This is a genomic window from Fulvivirga kasyanovii (assembly GCF_009711405.1).
Taxonomy (GTDB): Bacteria; Bacteroidota; Bacteroidia; order Cytophagales; family Cyclobacteriaceae; genus Fulvivirga; species Fulvivirga kasyanovii.
Window position 1 is genome coordinate 1 of sequence record NZ_SMLW01000672.1, and the last position, 20,268, is coordinate 20,268.

General features: G+C 41.6%; 16 protein-coding genes. 9 read left to right on the top strand and 7 right to left on the bottom strand.

Annotated features, from left to right (window positions below):
• The 3 genes from E1163_RS27700 to fabF all read left to right on the top strand — a co-directional run.
• On the top strand, positions 1 to 2,929 hold a 2,929-nt coding region (locus tag E1163_RS27700; protein ID WP_155176581.1), incomplete at its 5' end, for an AsmA family protein.
• Between the two features lie 107 nt (positions 2,930 to 3,036).
• Positions 3,037 to 3,603, top strand: coding sequence for a TetR/AcrR family transcriptional regulator (locus E1163_RS27705; protein ID WP_155176583.1), 567 nt, complete (start codon positions 3,037 to 3,039; stop codon positions 3,601 to 3,603).
• A complete protein-coding gene (fabF, locus tag E1163_RS27710) occupies positions 3,593 to 4,843 on the top strand; it encodes a beta-ketoacyl-ACP synthase II (protein WP_155176585.1) in 1,251 nt (416 codons plus the stop codon). Before E1163_RS27705 ends, fabF begins: the two co-directional genes overlap by 11 nt.
• A gap of 77 nt (positions 4,844 to 4,920) precedes the next feature.
• On the opposite strand, the gene E1163_RS27715 is transcribed toward fabF, so the two are convergent.
• The 3 genes from E1163_RS27715 to E1163_RS27725 form a co-directional block, all read right to left on the bottom strand.
• A complete protein-coding gene (locus tag E1163_RS27715; RefSeq protein WP_155176587.1) occupies positions 4,921 to 6,048 on the bottom strand; it encodes an adenylate/guanylate cyclase domain-containing protein in 1,128 nt (375 codons plus the stop codon).
• Positions 6,049 to 6,317: 269 nt separating this feature from the next.
• Complete coding sequence (locus E1163_RS27720) at positions 6,318 to 6,788, bottom strand: DUF4199 domain-containing protein (RefSeq protein ID WP_155176589.1); 471 nt, start codon at positions 6,786 to 6,788, stop codon at positions 6,318 to 6,320.
• Positions 6,789 to 6,846: 58 nt separating this feature from the next.
• A complete protein-coding gene (locus E1163_RS27725) occupies positions 6,847 to 7,365 on the bottom strand; it encodes a hypothetical protein (RefSeq protein WP_155176591.1) in 519 nt (172 codons plus the stop codon).
• Between the two features lie 32 nt (positions 7,366 to 7,397).
• Between E1163_RS27725 and E1163_RS31725 the strand changes: the two genes are divergently transcribed.
• Positions 7,398 to 7,715: a 2TM domain-containing protein gene (locus E1163_RS31725; protein WP_155176593.1), complete on the top strand. Its 318-nt coding sequence runs from the start codon at positions 7,398 to 7,400 to the stop codon at positions 7,713 to 7,715.
• A gap of 15 nt (positions 7,716 to 7,730) precedes the next feature.
• Here the strand turns inward: E1163_RS31725 and E1163_RS27735 are convergent, their stop codons facing one another.
• Entirely contained in the window at positions 7,731 to 10,115 is a 2,385-nt protein-coding gene (locus E1163_RS27735) for a GAF domain-containing protein (protein ID WP_155176595.1), read from the bottom strand.
• Positions 10,116 to 10,349: 234 nt separating this feature from the next.
• Between E1163_RS27735 and E1163_RS31585 the strand changes: the two genes are divergently transcribed.
• On the top strand, positions 10,350 to 11,441 hold the full coding sequence (locus tag E1163_RS31585; protein ID WP_155176596.1) for an adenylate/guanylate cyclase domain-containing protein: 1,092 nt from the start codon (positions 10,350 to 10,352) through the stop codon (positions 11,439 to 11,441).
• A 28-nt stretch (positions 11,442 to 11,469) separates the two neighbouring features.
• On the opposite strand, the gene E1163_RS27745 is transcribed toward E1163_RS31585, so the two are convergent.
• Both E1163_RS27745 and E1163_RS27750 read right to left on the bottom strand, forming a co-directional pair.
• Positions 11,470 to 12,234, bottom strand: coding sequence for a LytR/AlgR family response regulator transcription factor (locus tag E1163_RS27745; protein ID WP_155176598.1), 765 nt, complete (start codon positions 12,232 to 12,234; stop codon positions 11,470 to 11,472).
• Positions 12,231 to 13,271, bottom strand: coding sequence for a sensor histidine kinase (locus tag E1163_RS27750; protein ID WP_155176600.1), 1,041 nt, complete (start codon positions 13,269 to 13,271; stop codon positions 12,231 to 12,233). Before E1163_RS27750 ends, E1163_RS27745 begins: the two co-directional genes overlap by 4 nt.
• A 275-nt stretch (positions 13,272 to 13,546) precedes the next feature.
• On the opposite strand from E1163_RS27750, the gene E1163_RS27755 reads away from it, so the two are divergent.
• The 4 genes from E1163_RS27755 (at position 13,547) to E1163_RS27770 (ending at position 18,286) form a co-directional block, all read left to right on the top strand.
• Positions 13,547 to 15,949, top strand: coding sequence for a TonB-dependent receptor (locus E1163_RS27755; protein WP_155176602.1), 2,403 nt, complete (start codon positions 13,547 to 13,549; stop codon positions 15,947 to 15,949).
• A gap of 12 nt (positions 15,950 to 15,961) precedes the next feature.
• A complete protein-coding gene (locus E1163_RS27760) occupies positions 15,962 to 16,204 on the top strand; it encodes a hypothetical protein (RefSeq protein WP_155176604.1) in 243 nt (80 codons plus the stop codon).
• Between the two features lie 49 nt (positions 16,205 to 16,253).
• Positions 16,254 to 17,288 (top strand): MBL fold metallo-hydrolase, encoded by a 1,035-nt coding sequence (locus tag E1163_RS27765; RefSeq protein WP_155176606.1) that lies wholly within the window; start codon positions 16,254 to 16,256, stop codon positions 17,286 to 17,288.
• Positions 17,289 to 17,353: 65 nt separating this feature from the next.
• On the top strand, positions 17,354 to 18,286 hold the full coding sequence (locus E1163_RS27770) for an ABC transporter ATP-binding protein (RefSeq protein ID WP_155176608.1): 933 nt from the start codon (positions 17,354 to 17,356) through the stop codon (positions 18,284 to 18,286).
• 120 nt (positions 18,287 to 18,406) lie between these two features.
• Here E1163_RS27770 and E1163_RS27775 read toward each other — a convergent pair whose 3' ends face one another.
• Positions 18,407 to 20,266: a T9SS type A sorting domain-containing protein gene (locus E1163_RS27775; protein ID WP_155176610.1), complete on the bottom strand. Its 1,860-nt coding sequence runs from the start codon at positions 20,264 to 20,266 to the stop codon at positions 18,407 to 18,409.
• Between the last annotated feature and the right edge of the window lie 2 nt (positions 20,267 to 20,268).

The window sequence follows — 20,268 nt, forward strand, 5'->3', positions numbered from 1 at the left end:
ATTTATTATACCGATAGTTTTTAAAGATGATATCAAAGCATCTATAGATAAAGCCCTCGCAGAATCAGTCAATGCTGATGTGGTCTGGGATACGGAAGATTTTGGCATCTCTCTTTTTAAGAATTTTCCTAATGCGACCGCGACGTTGAATAATTTCGGAATAATTAACAAAGCTCCTTTTGAAGGGCAGATACTCTTTGCCGTGCAGCACTTTGAGGTTGAAGTAGATATCTTTAGCCTGCTGGGTGATCAGATCAAGATTAAAGGTATTCAGCTCGACAACCCTGAAATATTCATTAAAGTACTGGAAGATGGTACTGCCAACTATGATATTGCAGTGGCCGATGAAAGTGCACCTGTAGAGACGGAAGCAGACACGGCTGCCACTGAATTTAACATAGGTATTGACCACTGGCAAATCACCAATGGCCATGTGGTATACGATGACCAGTCCCTTCCTTTCAAAATGGAGTTGAAGAATCTCCAGCACGCGGGTAGTGGCGATTTTACACAGGACATTTTCGACCTTACCACAAAAACAAGCGCCGACTCTGTAACGGTTATCTTCGACGGTACAGAATATGTTACTGATAAACATATAGAAATTGATGCTATCCTGGCCATAAGTGATGAATATGGAAAGTACACGTTCAAAGAAAATAATGTGAAGATCAATGACTTTAACATGAGCTTTGACGGATACCTCGCCCTGCTGGAAGACGGAAGCATGGACATGGATATCAACTATGGCACTAAAGAAAATACCTTCAAGAGCCTTTTATCCCTGGTTCCGGGCATTTATACTGCGGACTTCAAAGATATTGAGACAGAGGGAACATTAGCCTTCAACGGCTCGGTCAAAGGTAAGTATGACAGCCTGACCATGCCTGCTTTTGGCGTTGCCCTGAAAGTTAATGATGCCATGTTTAAGTACCCCGATTTGCCCACAGCCATTAAAAACATCAACATGGACCTTTTGGTGGACAACCAGGATGGTGTTATTGAAAACACCATTGTCAACCTGAAACAGTTCCACATGGACTTTGGACAAAATCCGGTAGATGCCAAATTGCTGATCAAGAACCTGCGCAACTATGATATGGACGCAGAAATGAAAGGAAAGCTGAACCTTGGCGAACTCAATTCCATGTTTCCGATGGAGGGCATGAGCATGAAAGGTATCTTTAACATCGACCTCAAAGCCTCGGGCGTCTACGATAGTGTTCGCCAGGTAATACCGGCTATCGATGCCAATATGAGCATGAGTGACGGCTACATTAAAACATCTGAGTTTCCCTATGCACTGGAGAGCCTTAGCTTTAGCTCTCAAATAACCGATCCTACAGGCAAAATGAGTGACTTCAAAGCTGTGGTTAAAGACTTTAGCATGATCATGGATGGCGAACCCTTCAGTGCAAACCTGGTGCTGGAAAATCTTGATAACTACAAATGGGATTTGGCTGCAAAAGGTGGCATAGATCTGGAAAAGATCACAAAAGTATTCCCTATTGAGGGCATGACCCTGGCCGGAAAGATAAATGCGGATATTAAAACAGCAGGTAACATGGCTGATCTGGAAGCAGAAAAATATCAGAACCTGCCTACGAGTGGTACGGTTTCAGTCAGCAACTTCAAATATACAGATGCTGAGCTTCCATATGATGTGACCATATCTAATGCTATGGCTTCATTTGATCCAAAACAAATGACACTGTCCGACTACAAAGGAACAGTAGGGAAAAGTGATATGACCATGAATGGGGCCATTTCCAACTACATAGGATACCTGTTTGGAGAGAACCAAACCCTGAAAGGCACCATGAATTTCAGCTCTAATTTGCTGGATCTTAACGAATTTATGACCGAAGAAGAAGAGCCGGCTGCACCAACAGTAGGTGAGGAAGAGTCATATGGTGTAGTTCAGGTTCCTGAGAATATTGACTTTATGCTTAAGTCAGATATCAAAAAAGTCCTGATCATGGATATGGAAATAACCAATGCGACAGGTAATATTATTGTAAAAGACGGCATTGCTAACCTCAATAACCTCAACTTCAACCTGCTGGAGGGAGCATTTGTGGTGAACGGTTCATACAATGCCCGGGAAATTGATAAGCCGGCATACAATTTCAATATGGATATCAAAGACCTGTCAATTCAAAAGTCTTTTAAAACATTTGAGCTGGTGAGAAATTTTGCCCCTATTGCTGAAAAAGTAAATGGTAAAGTATCAACCAACTTTAAAGTAAACGGACTGCTGGATCAGGAGATGATGCCGAACCTGATCACTACCAACGGAGGAGGTTTGCTACAGGTGGCCCAGGCAACTGTTGACAACTCGAAAATTGTCAACGGGATCATGAGCCTTGCCAGCCTTGACAAAGTTGACCAGGTAAAGATCAAGGATGTACTGATGTCCGTTAAAATAGAAGATGGCAAACTTAAAGTGGAGCCATTTGATGTTAGCCTTGGTGGCTATAAAACAACAATTGGAGGTGCTACTGCACTCGACGGAAGTATAAGCTATAATCTTAAGATGGATATACCCGCAGGCAAGCTGGGTACGCAGTTCAATAACCTGATAGCTTCTTACGGTGGCGGCAATAATTCCGGGTCAACCATTCCGCTATCAATAGGCCTAGGGGGAACTTATGACAACCCTCAACCAAAGCTGCTAATGGGAGACCAGAAGGCACAGGCCAAGGAAGCTGTTAAAGAAAAGGCCAAAGAAGAAATTAAAGATGCTGCTACCGACCTTCTCAAGGATGTGAAAGATGAAAAAGCGAAGGAGGTAATTGGTGACTTGCTGGGCGGAGATAAAAAAGATACTACCAAAACAGAATCTACAGATCTGCAAAAAAAGGTAGAAGAAGAGGCTAAAGACAAAATTAAAGACCTGTTCAAAAAGAAGAAAAAGGGCGGAAATTAAAGAATTATAAAGCCTTTCTCATGGAAAGCCCTCCGGTAAAGCATAACCGGAGGGCTTTTTATTGTGGTTAATTTTGTTACTTACCTACAAGTAAGTAAGTTTGCTACATGAATACTCGGGACAAAATATTGGCTACTGCCAAAAACCTGATTTTAAAGGTAGGTTACAATGCCTTTAGTTTCAGTGATATTTCTGTACCCCTGGGTATAAAGAATGCCGCCATCCATTATCATTTTCCTGGCAAAGAAGCTCTAGGCTGCGCTGTTATTCGTAAAGAGCATGAAAATGTGATTAAATGGAAAAATGAAGTAGATAAACTCGATCCCTGGCAAAAGCTGGAAAGGTTTTTCAGGGTTTACGATAAAAACATGGTCCATAACAGGATCTGTATGGTGGGCTCCATTTCCAGCGACTTATATGCCGTACCTGAAAGTATGAGGGATTGCCTGCACGCTATGGTAGTTGATATAAACCAATGGCTCACCGAGTTGTTGGAAGAAGGCAGACGCCTCGGAACCTTTCAATTTCACGGACCTGCCGAGGGCAAAGCAGCAGTTGTGGTAACAAGCCTTGCGGCAGGCCTGCAAATAGCAAGAGTGCTGGGAAGTGATAAGTTTGAACAAATTAAAAATCAAATCAAATTAGACATAACTCCAACTAAAGATGACAACTAAACGAGTAGTAATAACAGGTCTTGGTGCATTGACGCCCATTGGCAACGATGTGAAGACTTTCTGGAACAATCTCATAGAGGGACAGAGCGGAGCCGGGCCTATTACAAAATTTGATACGGAACTATTTAAGACCAAATTCGCCTGCGAATTGAAAGGACTTAACCTCGAGGATCATTTTGACCGCAAGGATATAAGAAAAAATGATCCTTTCACGCTTTATAGTATTATTGCTTCTGAGCAAGCTGTGCAAGACTGCGGAATAGAACTTGATAAAACGGACGTCAATAAGTTCGGTGTGATCTGGGCCTCAGGAAACGGTGGCATTCACACTTTCGAGAATGAGGTGATAGAATACGCCCACTCGGATCGCGGGCCGCGCTTTTCTCCATTCTTCATACCGAAAATATTAGTGGATACACCATCAGGAGCAATAGCCTTGAAATATGGGTTAAGAGGCATTAACTATTGTACAGTATCGGCCTGTGCCTCCTCTACCAGCGCCATCATGGATGCTTTTAATTATATCAAATGGGGTAAAGCCAAACTGATGATCGCAGGTGGCTCGGAAGCTCCCATAACACGCTCGGGCATAGGTGGATTTGGTGCCATGAAAGCGCTATCAACCAGAAATGACAGCCCGGAAACTGCCTCCCGGCCTTTTGATGTTGACCGTGATGGCTTCGTAATGGGCGAAGGCGCAGGAGCCTTAATACTTGAAGAACTGGAACATGCCAAAGCAAGAGGAGCAAAGATCTACGGTGAAATAATAGGTGCAGGTATGTCCAATGACGCATACCATGCCACGGCCACTCACCCCGAAGGCTTAGGAGCTATTCTGGCTATGGAAATGGCGTTGGAGGAATCTGGCATTACCGCTGATGATGTTGACTACATCAATCTTCATGCTACCAGCACACCGGTAGGAGACCCTTCGGAGCTTTCGGCCATTGAACGCATGTGGAAAGATACCAGCAAGCTTCATGTAAGTGCAACGAAATCCATGACAGGCCATTTGCTGGGTGCTGCGGGTGCTGTTGAGGCTATTGCTACGGTCAAGGCTGTCCAGGAGAATATAGTACCGCCTACGATCAACACACAAAATGTTGACCCCGATCTGCCACAAGGCATTGACCTGACTTTAGGTAAGCGCGTTGAAAAAACGATCAACTATGCCATGAGCAATACGTTCGGATTTGGTGGACACAATGCGATTGCCCTTTTTAAAAAGTGGGAGGGATAAAATTGCAAGTCATATGTTGATGAAGTTGCGGTAAATTAAAAATTTCACCACAACTTCATCAATTCCTGCTGAAACGCTTACTCCACTATCACGTCTTCCTCGCCGGTGAATACTTTAGAGACCTTGTAAACCTTCACCAGATTCTGTTTACCCCTAAGCTCCACGTCGCCTATTTCCTGCACTTCAAACTCTCCATTAACAGGCAGTTGGGAAACCAGCGCATCAGATACCAATAGCTTAGCATTAAACTCATTGCATTTATCCTCAATTCGCGAAGTGGTATTTAGCACATCACCGGTAAATATAATGTCCTTCTTAAAAGTACCTACCTCTCCGGTGGTAACTTCGCCACCATGCAAAGCAGCCTTAAATGTAGGCTTCACCCGATATTTTTCCATGTATTTATGCGCTCTGCGATTTATGATGCTTTCTATCTCAAAAAAGCAGCGAATACAATTAGCGTTCTCCAAACCATCCTCAAGAGACCAGGTAATAACCACCTCATCACCAACATACTGGTAAATGTCGCCCTTATTTTCAATTACACCTTTTGTGACATCCTCAAAAAAGCGATTAAGTAACTTGAAGTATTTTTTATGTCCTAACTGCTCTGCAATAGTAGTTGATGATTTAAGATCCAGAAACATAAAGATCCGCTCCTCATTAATCGGGTTGTGGTATTTGCCTAAAAGCGTTTCCAGAAATACACCTCTTCCATATTTATCATTTACCTGCAATACCACTATAGTGGCCGTAGCTACTATTGTCCACACAATGAGGTTGAGCAAGAAGCCATAGCTGCTAACGAATTCTGTGAGGTTAAACCAAAGATCGCCATCAAAATATGATTCCCCTACCAGAATGTAATAGTAAAACACAAATGCTATAGTACTTACCACTGCTATTATGACCAGGAAAGAGATGGTATTGATAATAATCACCATGCCCAGCGGCATCTTTCTAAGCCGGTCTTTCAAAAAGAAAATAATGAGCGAACCACCCCCTACACCGGCAATCAACAACGCAACCACATTGGTTATGAGTGCAGTTTCGAGATCATAATCATTAAATTCGAAAGCCTCCTGAGACAACATGATCAGGTGGTTATAGTAAATGTTCAATATTCCGATAAGTATCCAGCCAATCGTAATAAAGAGAACCGTCCTGATCTTTATTTTTGTATTGTTTGAAAGTATGTTTTTCATTAAATGACTTGCAGACTGTGCTGCTTACCTGATAAAACTATTTTTGTTGATAACAGTTACAAAAATCAGGCATTATAAATAGAAATAGCAATATAAAGAAGCGTTCAGCAGCAGAACCTTTGTAATACCTGCTTACAGGCACTTGTTTTAATCATACCTAAGGCTTTTAATGCCAGTAATCTGGCGAAAATTTTCCTCAAGTCGTGGATATTGCCTGCGCCTATGACCAGACAGCCCGACCCTCAAACAAAAAAGATAGAAAAGATTGACTAAGGCACCATCTGGCCTGTTTCGTCGGCATGACTTTTTTTGAAGTATGGCATTAAGATAAAAGCTGTAGCTATACCTGAAAAAGACCCTTCGAACAGAATGGCAGCCGCAGCAATGTATGGGTTAAGGTATTCTCCAAACATTTCATTTTCCTTGATAGCAGCCATAAAATCCGGATTTATCGCCTGCAGGTAAATACATAGAAATACGGCGAAAATGAGGCAGGAAATAACGGAAGTGACAACACCTACACCTATACCATTTAGATAGGCAAAGGTATCTTTATGCGTATTTTTGTAATCCTTAATAGCCATGAAAACGGCTGAAAACAGGAAGATATAATTGAGCGCCCTTAACCAATAGAAATGGGCCAACCCAACGATCTGCATAATGATGAAAAACAAAATGTAGGCTACGGCCGCATAAATACCGTACCTGAGTCCGACTTTTTCTATTGAATACTTGCTCATAGTGGTACTGTTTGTTTTACTAAATAAAACAAGCTAACCACCACATTTGTTTCCCTATTTAAAAGTCATCAACAATTTCCTCCACAACCTGCTTCTTTTCTTCCTTTAACTTCTCATTCATTTCATATGATCGGTATACCATCTCAATCTTGTTGTTAGAATGTGAACTGTATGAAAGCTTTAAGCGCTCAGACTGCCAGTAATATTGATTGGAGCGATAGGCAAAATCCGGCTCTCCAAATGCCTTTTTTAATCCTTTGTAAAGATTAGGGTCTTTTTCAGTAATAACTTTGATCTCAAAAATAGAGTCTTTATATACCTTTACCTCCAGATCGTAAATTTTCAAACTTCCTATATTTTCATAATGACCCTTTTTAGGAGTGTAGAGTTTAGCTTCGGGGAAAACCTTGTCTTCTATATCCTTCTTGTATTCAAGCCCTTCATATGCTGTAACATCGGAGGCCATTTTAATATCTTTAAATCCATTCCTCCTGTCCAACTCCTCTGAACCCTGTGCCAGTAAATTTCCCGATAATATTAAAAGGAGTACCACAAAACGTAAAGCCATTTTCTTCATATTGGTTGTTTAAAATAGCTAATATACAAGGAATGGAGAAGAAATATGAACCCCTCCTAAAACATTTCGAAGATTCGGACGTTCTAAGAAAAAAATGGACAATACGGAGTTATATCACAAAACAAAATATACTACTGCGACAATTAAATTATTTTATTGTACACGTAGTAGTATATTTTGTTTTCAATATAACCTTTATTCTTATGATCTTTCAGGATATCAGCGGAAGGTGGGGCCTGCTTTTCCCCGTGGTACTCTGGGCATTGGCTTTAATATACCATGGACTCCGAATTTATGGAGTAAATATTTTTACCAGCAAAAATAAAAAGCATATTTGGAGCGGTTTTTAGATACCAGCCCTACATTTAAGCACTTATTGCCGCTATCACATCCTTAAGAAGTTCGTTTCCGAAGTCCTTCACCTTCGATTTCAGGTTCACCTCCACACGAATAGCTTTTAAACCATTTGCCCCTTGCAGTTCTTCCAGCTCAAGGAATTCTACATCACCTGTCAGATAGTCAATAGCCTTAAGATACTCGATGTACTTCATGTACTCCTCTGCCTCTTTCTGCTGCGTATAAACAATAGCTATTTTGCCAGGCTGAGTAAGACGTTCATCAGTTCCTTTAATGTAAGCTTTATCTATTCGCTTCTTTACTATCTCGTACCTGATATTATAGGCACCATCCACGTCAAAATGCTTCTCATCCTTCCTGAACTTGATCGATAACGGCTCGCCATGAACCAATATTAATTGAGTAATGTCAAGCTCTTTAGACAACTCCGGTTTAAGCTTTTCTATACTCACCGCTATCTCACATTGGGTGAGCAACTGCCAGAGCCGGAAGTTTCTCAGATAGAGCTTACTGAATTTCTTATCATCCTTTACCAAAGACTGGCCGAGATAGATATTGTACTCAACGCCGTCGGTTTTATACTTCTCAAAATAGTGAGGAAACATTTCCTGGGCACGTTGCTCTACCTGATCCAGGTAGATAGATATGGTTTCGTTAATCCTGGTAAGACTTTCTTCAAAGTCCTTTCTCTTATCATAAATAACCCCAAGTTTAGGGTCAATCAGCTTTTCATAGTCTTCAATAACTGGTCTGAGCAACTCCTCAGACTCCTTAAAATGATTGAAAGTAGGCACTATCTCATTTCGCAGGAACTCCAGCACCCCGGATTCATCGCCGGAGTCGAGGCCTCTGGATATTTTTTTAATTTCAAGATCTACCCGGTAATTGATTTCATCGAGTATGGGCATATTCTTATACTCCAATATGGTAGATATCACCTTTTTAACCTGTTTCAGGTTGTTTTTGAGATCCTGCTGAATAGCCTTTGCCCTCTCCAGCGATGAATTTCTAATATCAGAAAGACCATAGATCGGGTATACCTCAGGGAAAATAATATCACCCAGTTCAGCTTTTATACCCTTTCTCCTGAGGCTCATCAGTTCATAGCCCTCCTCCATAAAGCGCCACTCCACTGTAGGATGGATTGCGGTACACTCTTCCTGGATCAATGCCCTTACTTCTGTTTGCATCTCACCCAGTACTCTTTTTACAGCCGCTGTAAACATGGGCAACACGTTTTCTACCTGGGCAGCATTCATAGGATTGAGCTTTCCAGGATATGTGGCTCCAAGCTCTAGCATCCCTATAACCTCTCTATCGTGTACCAGAGGAGCAACCACGATGCTCTTTATGCCCTTCTTCAATAAAGCCCGCTCGATCGGCCCTTTATTTTCATATTCGCCAAGATCTTCTATAATAACAGGCCTCATTCTTTGATATGCATCCTCATATACTGACCCTTCAAAGCATTCACATGTCAGGGTTTCCTCACTGTTAGGCATCATAAAACTGCTCCAGTCACTAGCCCCATAGTTGGAGATCACGTTATCGTATGGGTCGATATAGGAAAGACCCATCTTCATTTCCGGTAGACGGAAAATAGATCTAATTTTTTCCTGAATGGACTGGAAGCTTTCTGCACATGTAACTGCATCTTTCTTTAAGAGGTCATATTTGATAGAAGAAAGCATCTCTTCAACAGTGACATCGACAAGTTTAATGATGCCAAATCCTTGAAACTGAAACTTTTCAGGTTTAATATATTTCAGCCAGAGCTCAGTATTGTAAAGATCATCAAGCAGCTCCCTGATCATTTTTTTATCGATCGGGTCAGGTTCTCCATGACATACAACATCCACAAACTGCGTGTTGAGATTTACTTTGAATATTTGCCTTAGCCCTGTTTCTTCATCTGGAACAGATGCCAGCATCGGCCTGTCCATAGCCAAATTAGTACCATAAAACTTATTCAGAATAAATATACAAGCCATCATGATCTTGCCGGCCATGAGGTTATCATCAGCAAAATTAACTGTCACATCCTCACGGATATGGTCAAAAGGCATGATCTTGTGATAACCAGGAGTAGCAAAAATCCCCTGAAAACTGAAAGGTACAATAGCAGCAGATAGTTCAGACTCAATCATAGCTGGCGGAAAAACCGCGCTCATTAAAAGCCCGATCAGCCTTTTGTGCTTATCTAGTACCTTCAGGTCGTACACAGGCTCCTTAAGTTCAGGCGCCTCATCAATCATTTTCCGGATCTCATCTGCAGGATAGCCGGAAAACAAAGTGTTAGTTTTTAAATTGGCCTCCCAATAATTGATCAGTGATGCCAGGTTAAGCACACTGTCAAAAGGAAAGTCCGCTGGATTTATATTGCAATGAGTCATTTCTCAGGTGTTAGACAATAATTTAAAACGAAATTAAGTTTAAATAGGTTTAGGTTTGGCCCTTTATTAAAATTATCAGGCCCGCTGGAAGACTGCTAACTCTATACTACTAAGTCGTTTTACCCGGAAATATATTTTACCTACCTGTTGAAAAATTTAAATATCGTGTCTGGCTGAGTAAAATGAATTACACTGATTTCGCTCAAAATAGAGAATTACTGCTAATTTTATAAGGTGAATAAGCTAAAGCTATATATTATTATTCTGCTCTATTGGGTGTTTATCATGGGCTTGTCATCGTGGTTTGCACTGGCCAATGTTACCGGGTTTATTGAACTCGCTGATATTGACCTTACTACCCTTCAAAACCCGGTTATAAATTATTGGGCCTCCCCTTTTCAGATGCTGGAAGCTACGCTATTCGGATTGTTGTTCGGCCTGCTGTTCATTGGCGCTAATGAAATCTCAGAAAAGTTACTGGTGGAAAAATATAGCTTTGGTAAAGTGATCCTGATTAAGAGCGCAGTTTATTTAGGAGGCTTTTTATTGAGCACCGTTATAGTTTATCTCATTATGAGCCAGTTTGATTTTTTTCCAAAAAATGCGATCAGGGAAATGAGCCAATTCAAAATAGTTTATTGGATAATTATATTCGCTCTGGTATTCTTGGGCTTTCAAACCCTTCTGGTGAATTTTGTGATACAAACAATTAAAAAGTTTGGTCTTAATAACCTCATCAATTTCATTAGTGGTAAGTATCAGCACCCGGTAGTAGAAGACCGCATCTTTCTGTTTATGGATCTCAAATCTTCAACTACATACGCTGAAATGCTCGGTAATATTAAATACTCTCAGCTCATAAAAGACTGCTTTGATGATATCAATCTACTGGTTGATAAATTCAAAGCGGAAATCTACCAATATGTAGGTGATGAGGTAGTGCTTACCTGGAAAACTGACCGTGTGTTACCTACCCTAGAATATATTTCTGTTTTTTATGCCTTTAAAGAGGCTCTGGAAAAGCGCAGAAATCATTATATGAAGAAATATGGCGTCGTTCCCGAATTTAAAGCCGGTGTACATGGCGGCCTGGTAACAGTTGCAGAGATTGGGAACATCAAAAGGGACATTGCTTATCATGGCGATGTACTCAACACTGCATCCAGAATACAATCTATTTGTAATGATTATGGTGAGCATTTTCTCATATCCGGGGAGTTACTCAAAAGAACCCGTGCCCTGAACGGATATAGATGCGCTTCCATAGGCCAAATACAACTCAAGGGAAAGCTTACAAGTATTGACGTTTGCTCTGTGAAGAAATAGGTTTGCCTTGCCTCATTAATCGGCTTTTTTATTCCCCAAGCCATTCCCTAAATATCCCGGCCTTTTCGCTGCTCACGGTAAGTGACTCGTCAGAGGACATCAGCAATTCTACAAGAAGTTTTCCCTTGTGGTATTTGTGTACGGTTTTAATTGCGGAAAAATTGATCAGATACTGCCGGTTCGCCCTAAAAAATTTATCTGGATCAAGCTGCAGGCCAAGTTCATCCAAGTTTTTATCCATGAGGTACTTTTTGTCCTGCAAAGTTACAAGATGAACTACACCATGACGTGTTTGGAAATAGGCAATATTGCTGGCTTCAACCGATACCAGTTTCTCACCCTGCTTTGCCAGGAACCGTGCTTTATATTTTCTGTCATCCACTTTGATCTTAGAGATCAGCTCATTGAGGTCTGGAAGTTCCCTGTCACTAAAAGCTGACTTCATTTCATGAAACTTTTGTATGCTTTGCGCCAGGTCCTCTTTCTTTATGGGCTTGAGCAGATAATCAATGCTATTGACTTTAAATGCTTTGAGCATGTATTCGTCAAATGCCGTAGTAAATATTACGGGACGGGTGATTTTTATATTCTCAAAAATCTGAAAACTCAGCCCGTCGCTAAGCTGAATATCCATAAAAACAAGGTCCGGGGCATTGTGATTGTTAAACCATTTGATACTTTCTTCAACACTATCAAGTACTTCCACGATTTCAATGCCAGGCTGTACTTCTTCCAGCACCTTCTGTAACCTTCGAAATGCCGGAGCTTCGTCTTCTATGATCAGTACTTTCATAATTCTGCTACTAATGGCTGATCCTGCTCATTCACCAAACTGATCAGGGGAACAGCCACCAGATAGTTGTTCGCCGTGGTGATAATATCAATGTTCTTTTTTCCAAAGTACTCATAGCGCTTTTTAATGTTGGCAAGACCAGTTTTGGTAGACTTTTCGATCACTTTTTTACTCTGCAAATTGTTTTTAACCACAATGGATCTGCCATTTTCAACATATACTTCTATATGAAGCGGGTAAGCTTTGGAAATTACATTATGCTTAATTGCATTTTCAACAAGCATTTGGATGGTAAGTGGCGCTATATGCTTTCTTTGATACTGCTCATCTACTGAAAAGCTTGCTGTCAAATTCTCCGGATAACGCATTCGCAGCAGATAAACATAAGCCTGGGCAAATTCGAGCTCATCTTTCAATTGTACCAGCTCTTTTTCCTTGTTTGCCAGTATGTACCGGTAAACTTCAGATAGCTTTTGCGTAAACTCCGAGGCAATTTCCTGATCCTCGGCAATTAATGTGGTGAGGGTATTCAGGCTGTTGAATAAAAAGTGAGGGCTCATTTGGTTTTGCAGCACTTCAAACTGTGTTCTAATCTGTTGGTTTTTCAGTGCTTCATTCAAGCGTATCGTGTTCTTCCATTGCTCAAAGAAATATACATTTTCATATATGGAACCGATAAAAAAGGAAGCCAGAAAATTGATATCCGTATACTTAAAGAAAACAGCCGGATCAGATAATTGAGCCAAAGTCTTCTTACCCAGGATCAGGCATATGGCGGTATCGCCTACTATCAGGAATATACTTAATGCCACTATGGTAATCAAAATGCGCCTTGGGGTTTGTCTTATGAAAGGAAACTTTTTTCTGAAATAGATAAAAATCATAAACGCCCCATTCCAGAAAAAGCCGGTTATTAAAGTTGCTGTCAGGAAACGCTCCCATAATGGAGCATCCTCCCCGCGCTTGATTACCAGAGTGAGGAACAATGCAAATACCGGTATACCCACCCACCTAAAATACTTTTCCCGAAGTTTCATTTAAATAAGAAGAGAGATTAATGCTTTCAATTGTAACACAAATTAGTGAAAACATATGAATGCTACGAATTGAATTCAAGGTTAAACCGGAAAATCAGAGTGTGAAAAAGGAAAATAAAGGGTTTAAACCAAAACAATGCCTTCTTACCTACCCAAGAGTATTCCACACTCATATTATCGGCACTCAGATCATTATTTCCGGCTTTCAATATGATTAGCATTTACTGGTGCCCTTCCCACAGCTAAGTTTAACGAAAAATCAAAAAAATACCCCCATGACCAAATTATTGCTATTTACATTCCTGGCACTGCTGATCTCCTATTCAGTTTTAGCCCAAACACAGGTTATCAAAGGAAAAGTATCAGACTCTCAGGCCGATTACCCGCTTATTGGTGCTACTGTTACAGTGGCAGACTCTGATCCCGTAAAAGGAGCAGTGACCGATACAGAGGGTTACTTTAAAATAGAGAATGTTCCTGTTGGAAGGCAAACTCTGATCGTACAATATATTGGCTATAAGAGCATTACTGTTCCAAATGTGCTGGTTACCGCAGGCAAAGAGATCGTACTGCAACTAAAGCTGGAGGAGTCTGTAGAAAGGCTGGATGAAATTGTGATTACCTCCGAAGCTGATAAAGACATGCCTCTCAATGAGTTGGCTAAGGTTAGTGCACGCACGTTCAGTCTTGAGGAAGTTACACGCTTTTCGGGGGGTAGGAATGACGTAGCACGCCTGGCCACTTCATTTGCCGGTGTAAGTGCTCCTGATGATTCACGCAATGACATTGTGGTACGCGGAAACTCACCAGTGGGGCTACTTTGGCGCATTGAAGGCATACCTATTGCCACTACCAATCACTTTGCTACTCAGGGAACCACCGGCGGCCCGGTAAATGCCTTGAATACCAACCTGCTCCGGACATCAGATTTCCTGACGGGGGCCTTTCCGGCAGAATATGGCAACGCCAATGCAGCAGTCTTCGATGTGAATTTCAGAAATGGTAATAAAGACACTTATGAGTTTACAGGCCAGCTTAGTGCTTTTAGCGGATTAGAGTTTATGGCCGAAGGGCCATTGAGCAGAAGCAACAATAGTTCTTTCATTGCTTCATATCGCTATGGGATCGCCAGCCTTGCAGCTACCGGTACCACAGCGGTTCCCTATTACCAGGATTTTTCTTTTAAGGCCCATCTTAGAGAAACAAAAGCAGGCAGGTTCGAAATGTTTGGATTAGGGGGGTTAAGCAACATTGATTTTAAAGGTGATGAAGTAGAAGACGATGATCTGTTTGCAAATCCGAACGAAGATGCGTATGTAGATAATCAATTAGGCATTATCGGTCTCAGTCACCTGATCCGGCTGAACAAAACCACTTTTATAAAAACAGCCATTGGTGCATCAACTAACTTCAATGAATACCAGCAAGATAACCTGGTGAAAAATAATGAGGATATACTACTGGAAAAATACCGGGCTGTTGACGCATCAACAAGGGAAAACCGATACACGCTGTCAACTACTTTAAACAAAAAATTCAACGCAAGGTGGAGCCTCAAGGCAGGAGCACTAATCGAAAGGTATGACGCCGACTTCTCAGTAACTGACCGTGATAACCGTGCTGATATTCCGGATAATGACGGTGATGGGATCCCTGACTATTTCATTACGATACGCGATCTAAAAGATGTATACACGCTAAGTCAGATGTTTGCGCAGACCGAGAACAAACTCACAGATAACTTAAGCATTACCTTTGGACTTCACAGCCAGTATCTGGATTACACAGATGACTTTATTCTTGAGCCCAGGGCGGCCATTAGCTGGCAAATAAGACCCAACCAGCGTTGGAGCTTGGCGTATGGCTTTCACGCTCAAACTGTCCCAACACCGGTTTTATTCTTTGAAGAGGAGATATCACCTGGCACCTATGCTCGTACCAATGAAAACCTTGGATTCATCAAAAGTCACCACTATGTATTGGCCTATGACCGAAATCTGAGTGTTGACTGGCGATTAAAAGCTGAGGCCTATTATCAGAATATTTTTGATGTACCGGTTGAAAGCCAGCCGAGCAGTTACTCTGTACTTAACGAAGGTGCCGACTTTATATTTAATGAAGAAGGTTCGCTTGTAAATGAGGGCACGGGCACTAACTATGGAGTAGAACTTACAGTGGAAAAATTCTTTAGCCGTGGATACTATTTGTTAATGACCACTTCTCTATATGAATCAAAATATAAAGGAAGTGATGGAATTGAACGAAATACTGCTTTCAATAATAACCTTGTGGGCAACCTGCTCGTTGGTAAAGAGTGGACGTTTGGTGAGAGCAATAGAAATGCCCTGACCTTTGACACCAAATTAACCTCTGCAGGGGGCAAGCCGTATACCCCCGTAGACCTTGACGCTACGCGGGAAAATGCAGGCAGGGAAATCCGCATGGATAACATAGCTTTTTCAGAAAGATACAAAGCCTATTTCAGATGGGATGTAAAGTTCGGAATAAGGCTAAATAGCAAAAACAAAAATATATCACATCAGTTTTTTGTAGATCTACAGAATGTGACCAACCGTAAAAATGAATTTGTAAGGAGGTACAATGAAGTGACAGACCAGGTGGACCTGGTGGAGCAAATAGGTTTCTTCCCTGATGTGATGTACAGGATACAATTTTAAAATGCTATTGCCATGGTAGAAGTGTTTAAAACCAATATTAATGATAAAGTGGATGCTGAAAGGGTGCTGGTTGCCCTTTCTCACCACTTTCCGTTCGCCACTATAAACTTTGACTTAACCGATGTGGATAACATTCTTAGAATAGAGTGCAAAAGCTATCTGGTCAACTTTAACAAGTTGATTTCCATGGTCAATGAGATGGGGTTTGAAATAGAGGCGCTTGGAGATTATCAGCCTATACCTCGTTTTTTCTAAACATTTATCTATCTTTTATCTTTAAATTAAAACCAACCGATGAAAACCTATGCTTTGGATATTAGTCGCTGTATTAGTATTTATTCTAATCATCATAAGTGTAGGCTCATACCTTTCTGCGCCACGTTATAAAGGCCCTGCTACAGACAACTTTGATGGTAAAAAGTTTAAGAACCCTTCCGGTGCTTCAGCACAAGGTTTAAAACGAGTGCTCCAATGGCTGATACAACGAGAGCAGGGTCCATGGAAAAAAATAACAGACATAAAATACGGTCAAAAGCCTCCTGAAACCACCCATTCAGTCAGAGTAACCTTTATCAATCATTCCTCTTTTCTCATTCAGGTTGATGGCTTTAATATACTTACCGACCCTGTATACAGTGAGCGAGTAAGTCCATTTTCCTGGGCAGGCCCACTAAGAATGAGGCCCCCGGGTATCCGCTTTGAAGACTTACCAAATATTGATTATGTCCTGATCAGCCATAATCATTACGATCATCTTGATAAAGATACGGTATGCCGGATCATGAGAGTACATCAACCAATTTTTGTAGTTCCCTTAGGTGTGGATAAGTTCATGCAAACTTTAGGTATACAAAAAGTTATCAGCCTCGATTGGTGGCAAGAGCTGCCTCTCAACCAAGCTATGAAGGTAGCATCCGTTCCTGCCCAGCATTTCTCCGGCAGAGGCATGCTGGACCGGGACTGTACACTTTGGTGTGGCTACGTGATCAAAAGGCCTGAGGGTAACATCTACTTTGCCGGCGATACAGGCTACGATCAGTCCATTTTCAAAGAGATTGGCGAAAGTATGAAACCTGTTAAACTTTCCCTCATACCCATTGGCGCTTATAAACCGGTCTGGTTTATGTCTCCTGTTCATATTTCACCCCGGCAGGCTGTTCAGGTACATTTAGACGTAAATTCCGAACAAAGTGTAGCTACACATTTCGGCACTTTTCCTTTGGGCGATGACGGACAGCAGGAACCTGTGGAGGAATTACTTCATGCCTTGGCAGAACAGGGTCTTCTAAATGATAAATTTTGGATATTAAACGAGGGTGAGGGACGAGTACTAAAATAGATATGCACTTCGGGAATCAATACTGTTAATTCAGCTCAATTTGCTTAGTTTTACCTTGTACCCTTATGATAGAAGTCCGCAACATAACAAAATCATACCATTCAACTCCTGTAGTTAGTAACTTATCATTTTCTGTTGCACCGGGTGAGGTATTGGTTTTATTGGGCCCCAGTGGAAGTGGTAAAACAACCACATTAAAGATCATCAACCGGTTAATAGAAAAAGATAGTGGGAAAATATTCATTGAATCGGAAGACACAGACAAACTGACTCCCTATGAGCTTAGAAGAAAGATAGGATATGTTATTCAAAGTATAGGGCTTTTCCCTCACTACACCATCGAGCAGAACATCTCCATTGTTCCGGAGCTTCTGGGGTGGAATAAAACCCGGATTCAAAACAGGGTAGACAGTCTTCTGGAAATGATGAACCTTCCTTCATCTGTTAAGTCACGAAAGCCACATGAACTTAGCGGCGGGCAACAGCAACGGGTAGGTATAGCGCGTGCCCTTGCCGGTGGCCCTTCATTGATACTTATGGACGAGCCCTTTGGTGCCCTTGACCCTATTACCCGGCAAGAGCTTCAAAAAGAATTTAAGCAACTGGAGGGAGCTATTAACAAAGCAATCATACTGGTGACCCATGACATCATTGAAGCCATGGTGCTTGGAGATAAAATCTGCCTGCTTGATGAGGGTAAGATTCAACAGATCGGAACCCCAAAGGAGCTGCTTTTTCAGCCTGCGAATAAATTTGTGAAAGAGTTTTTCAGCCAACATAAATTACAGCTTGAGCTAAATGCAGTAACCCTACAGGATCTCTCTGGATTTATAAGCCTTGAAGGTTTTGATCTTCCTGCTGATTTGCAACCTGAAGCCAGCCTGGCCGAATGCCTAATGTACACCGACAAAAAAGCATCACTTCAGTATAACAGCTTATTAAAGATCTATTTTAACCATAGAGAGGTGTTGATTAGTAAATTCAAAGAGAGTGTTTAATGAAGTTACAAATGTGAAGCACTAGTCTACCATAACATATAAGAATGGAAGGTCGCTCAAAAATTTTTGAGAACCCTCCACCTCAACAAGGAATAGCTTTAATTTTACGGTACCTGCTCCTTACTCAAGCACGAGCTTAAATACCTTGTCTTTTCCATCAATATGAGTCCTGAGTATATATACTCCTTTGGGCTTACCGTCCAGATGGAAACTGATTTTATTTTCAGACTGCACATACTCCACTTCTATCGCTCTGCCCATAGTGTCATATAGTTCTATCCCTCCTTTGGTGTCTCCCTTTGAAAGCAAAGTAAATTGTCCTTTGCCCGGGTTAGGATAAAGCAATATGTCATTTTCGGCCCGGCCGGCTTCTATTTTAATCGTTTCCATATACCTTCCAGTGCCGTCAAAATCAGTCTGAGATAACCTATAGAAAACCGAACCAGCATTGCTTGCATCGTCAATGAAATCATAATTATGCTCCACCGAGGTTGTTCCATGACCATTTTTAAAGCCAATAACTTCCCAATCATTACCATCGAATGACTTCTCAATAGTGAAGAAGTCGTTGTTTAATTCGCTTCCGGTACCCCATTTAAGTACTACTTCCCCTGAGTTCACAAATGCTCCATTAAAGTATAAAAGAGACACAGGCAGCGGGTCTGAAGCTACCTCATCACTTATACCTTCACCATCGCTGCCAGAGGGTTGTTCGTCGGGTACTGAATTACACGGATCTGTACCGTTATTACAGCCGGAAGAGCCATTATTTGTGGATACCGATGTATTTCCAGGTTGAGCTACAGTAAACATAACACGACCCTGACCTCCACCACCACCTGCACCGTGAATATCAGTAGTAATAGCTGAACCTCCGCTACCACCATTGGCAGATACTGCCAACGTACACCCGGCATCAATACTAAAATTGGAAACACTAAAAATAATTGTTCCCCCTGCCCCGGCACCTCCTGATCCATCATTGCCGGAATCATTGGCATCAATGCCATTAGCAGAAATAATACGCCCGCTACATGAGCCTAAGGTATTAACTTCATTGGCTTTGATCAATACAATCCCGCCTCCGTTAGCACCGGAAGAGCCAACGCTATTGTTTTGGTGGCCTCCTCCTCCGCCGCCACCCATAAATATGCGGCTGGAAGTTATATGTGAGCCTAAAGAAACTCCACCTTGTCCACTAACGGGGTTTGCGGAACAGTTCCAACCAGCTCCTCCTTCTCCGCCAGTTGTAACATTTCCACCACCACCGCCACCGCCATTATGACGAGCCCCTGCACCGCCACCATTGATTATTTTTGCTCTTCCCACTTCATAATCAGTATTTGACACTTTATAAATGCCCTCTCCTTTCTTGCCAGCATATCCGGTATTACTGGTTATCCATGTATTGGTAAGGCAGTCATGAGTACCGCTGTTAACAGAAACTGAACCTCCTCTAAAGCCCTTTCCATCAACATTAATGTTATGGTTTAAAGTTAAAACACCACTAACCTGCAGTGCTATGACCCCACCAACATTTCCATTCCAGGTAAGTGCCGTCAGATCAGATGTTGTGGTATAGTCTCCGCCTCCTCCCAGATCAGGAAATGAGATAATCTGTACAGAAGAGTTATTTCCTGTATGATATGAGTTTTTCAATGAGGTAGTAAGTGTAAGGGTTGAAGATGCCACGGAGGCTATAGTAGCCACTTCATACAACCCTGCAGACTGAATGTTATCCAGTGTACCAAAATTACTATCATTGGAAGTATTAGACCCAATGACATCATCCTGCATCTGCATGATAATAACCTGTTCACCAGAGACAAAAGTATCATTGGTTTCATTCATATCAGAAAGTGTAAGCGTGGTTCCCGAAATGCCGGTAACTTTAGCATATGCATTTATAATGCTTTGAGCCTTAAGATTATTTACACAAAAAATCAAAAGTGCAAGTACGCTGAGGAAAGACCTAAACATGG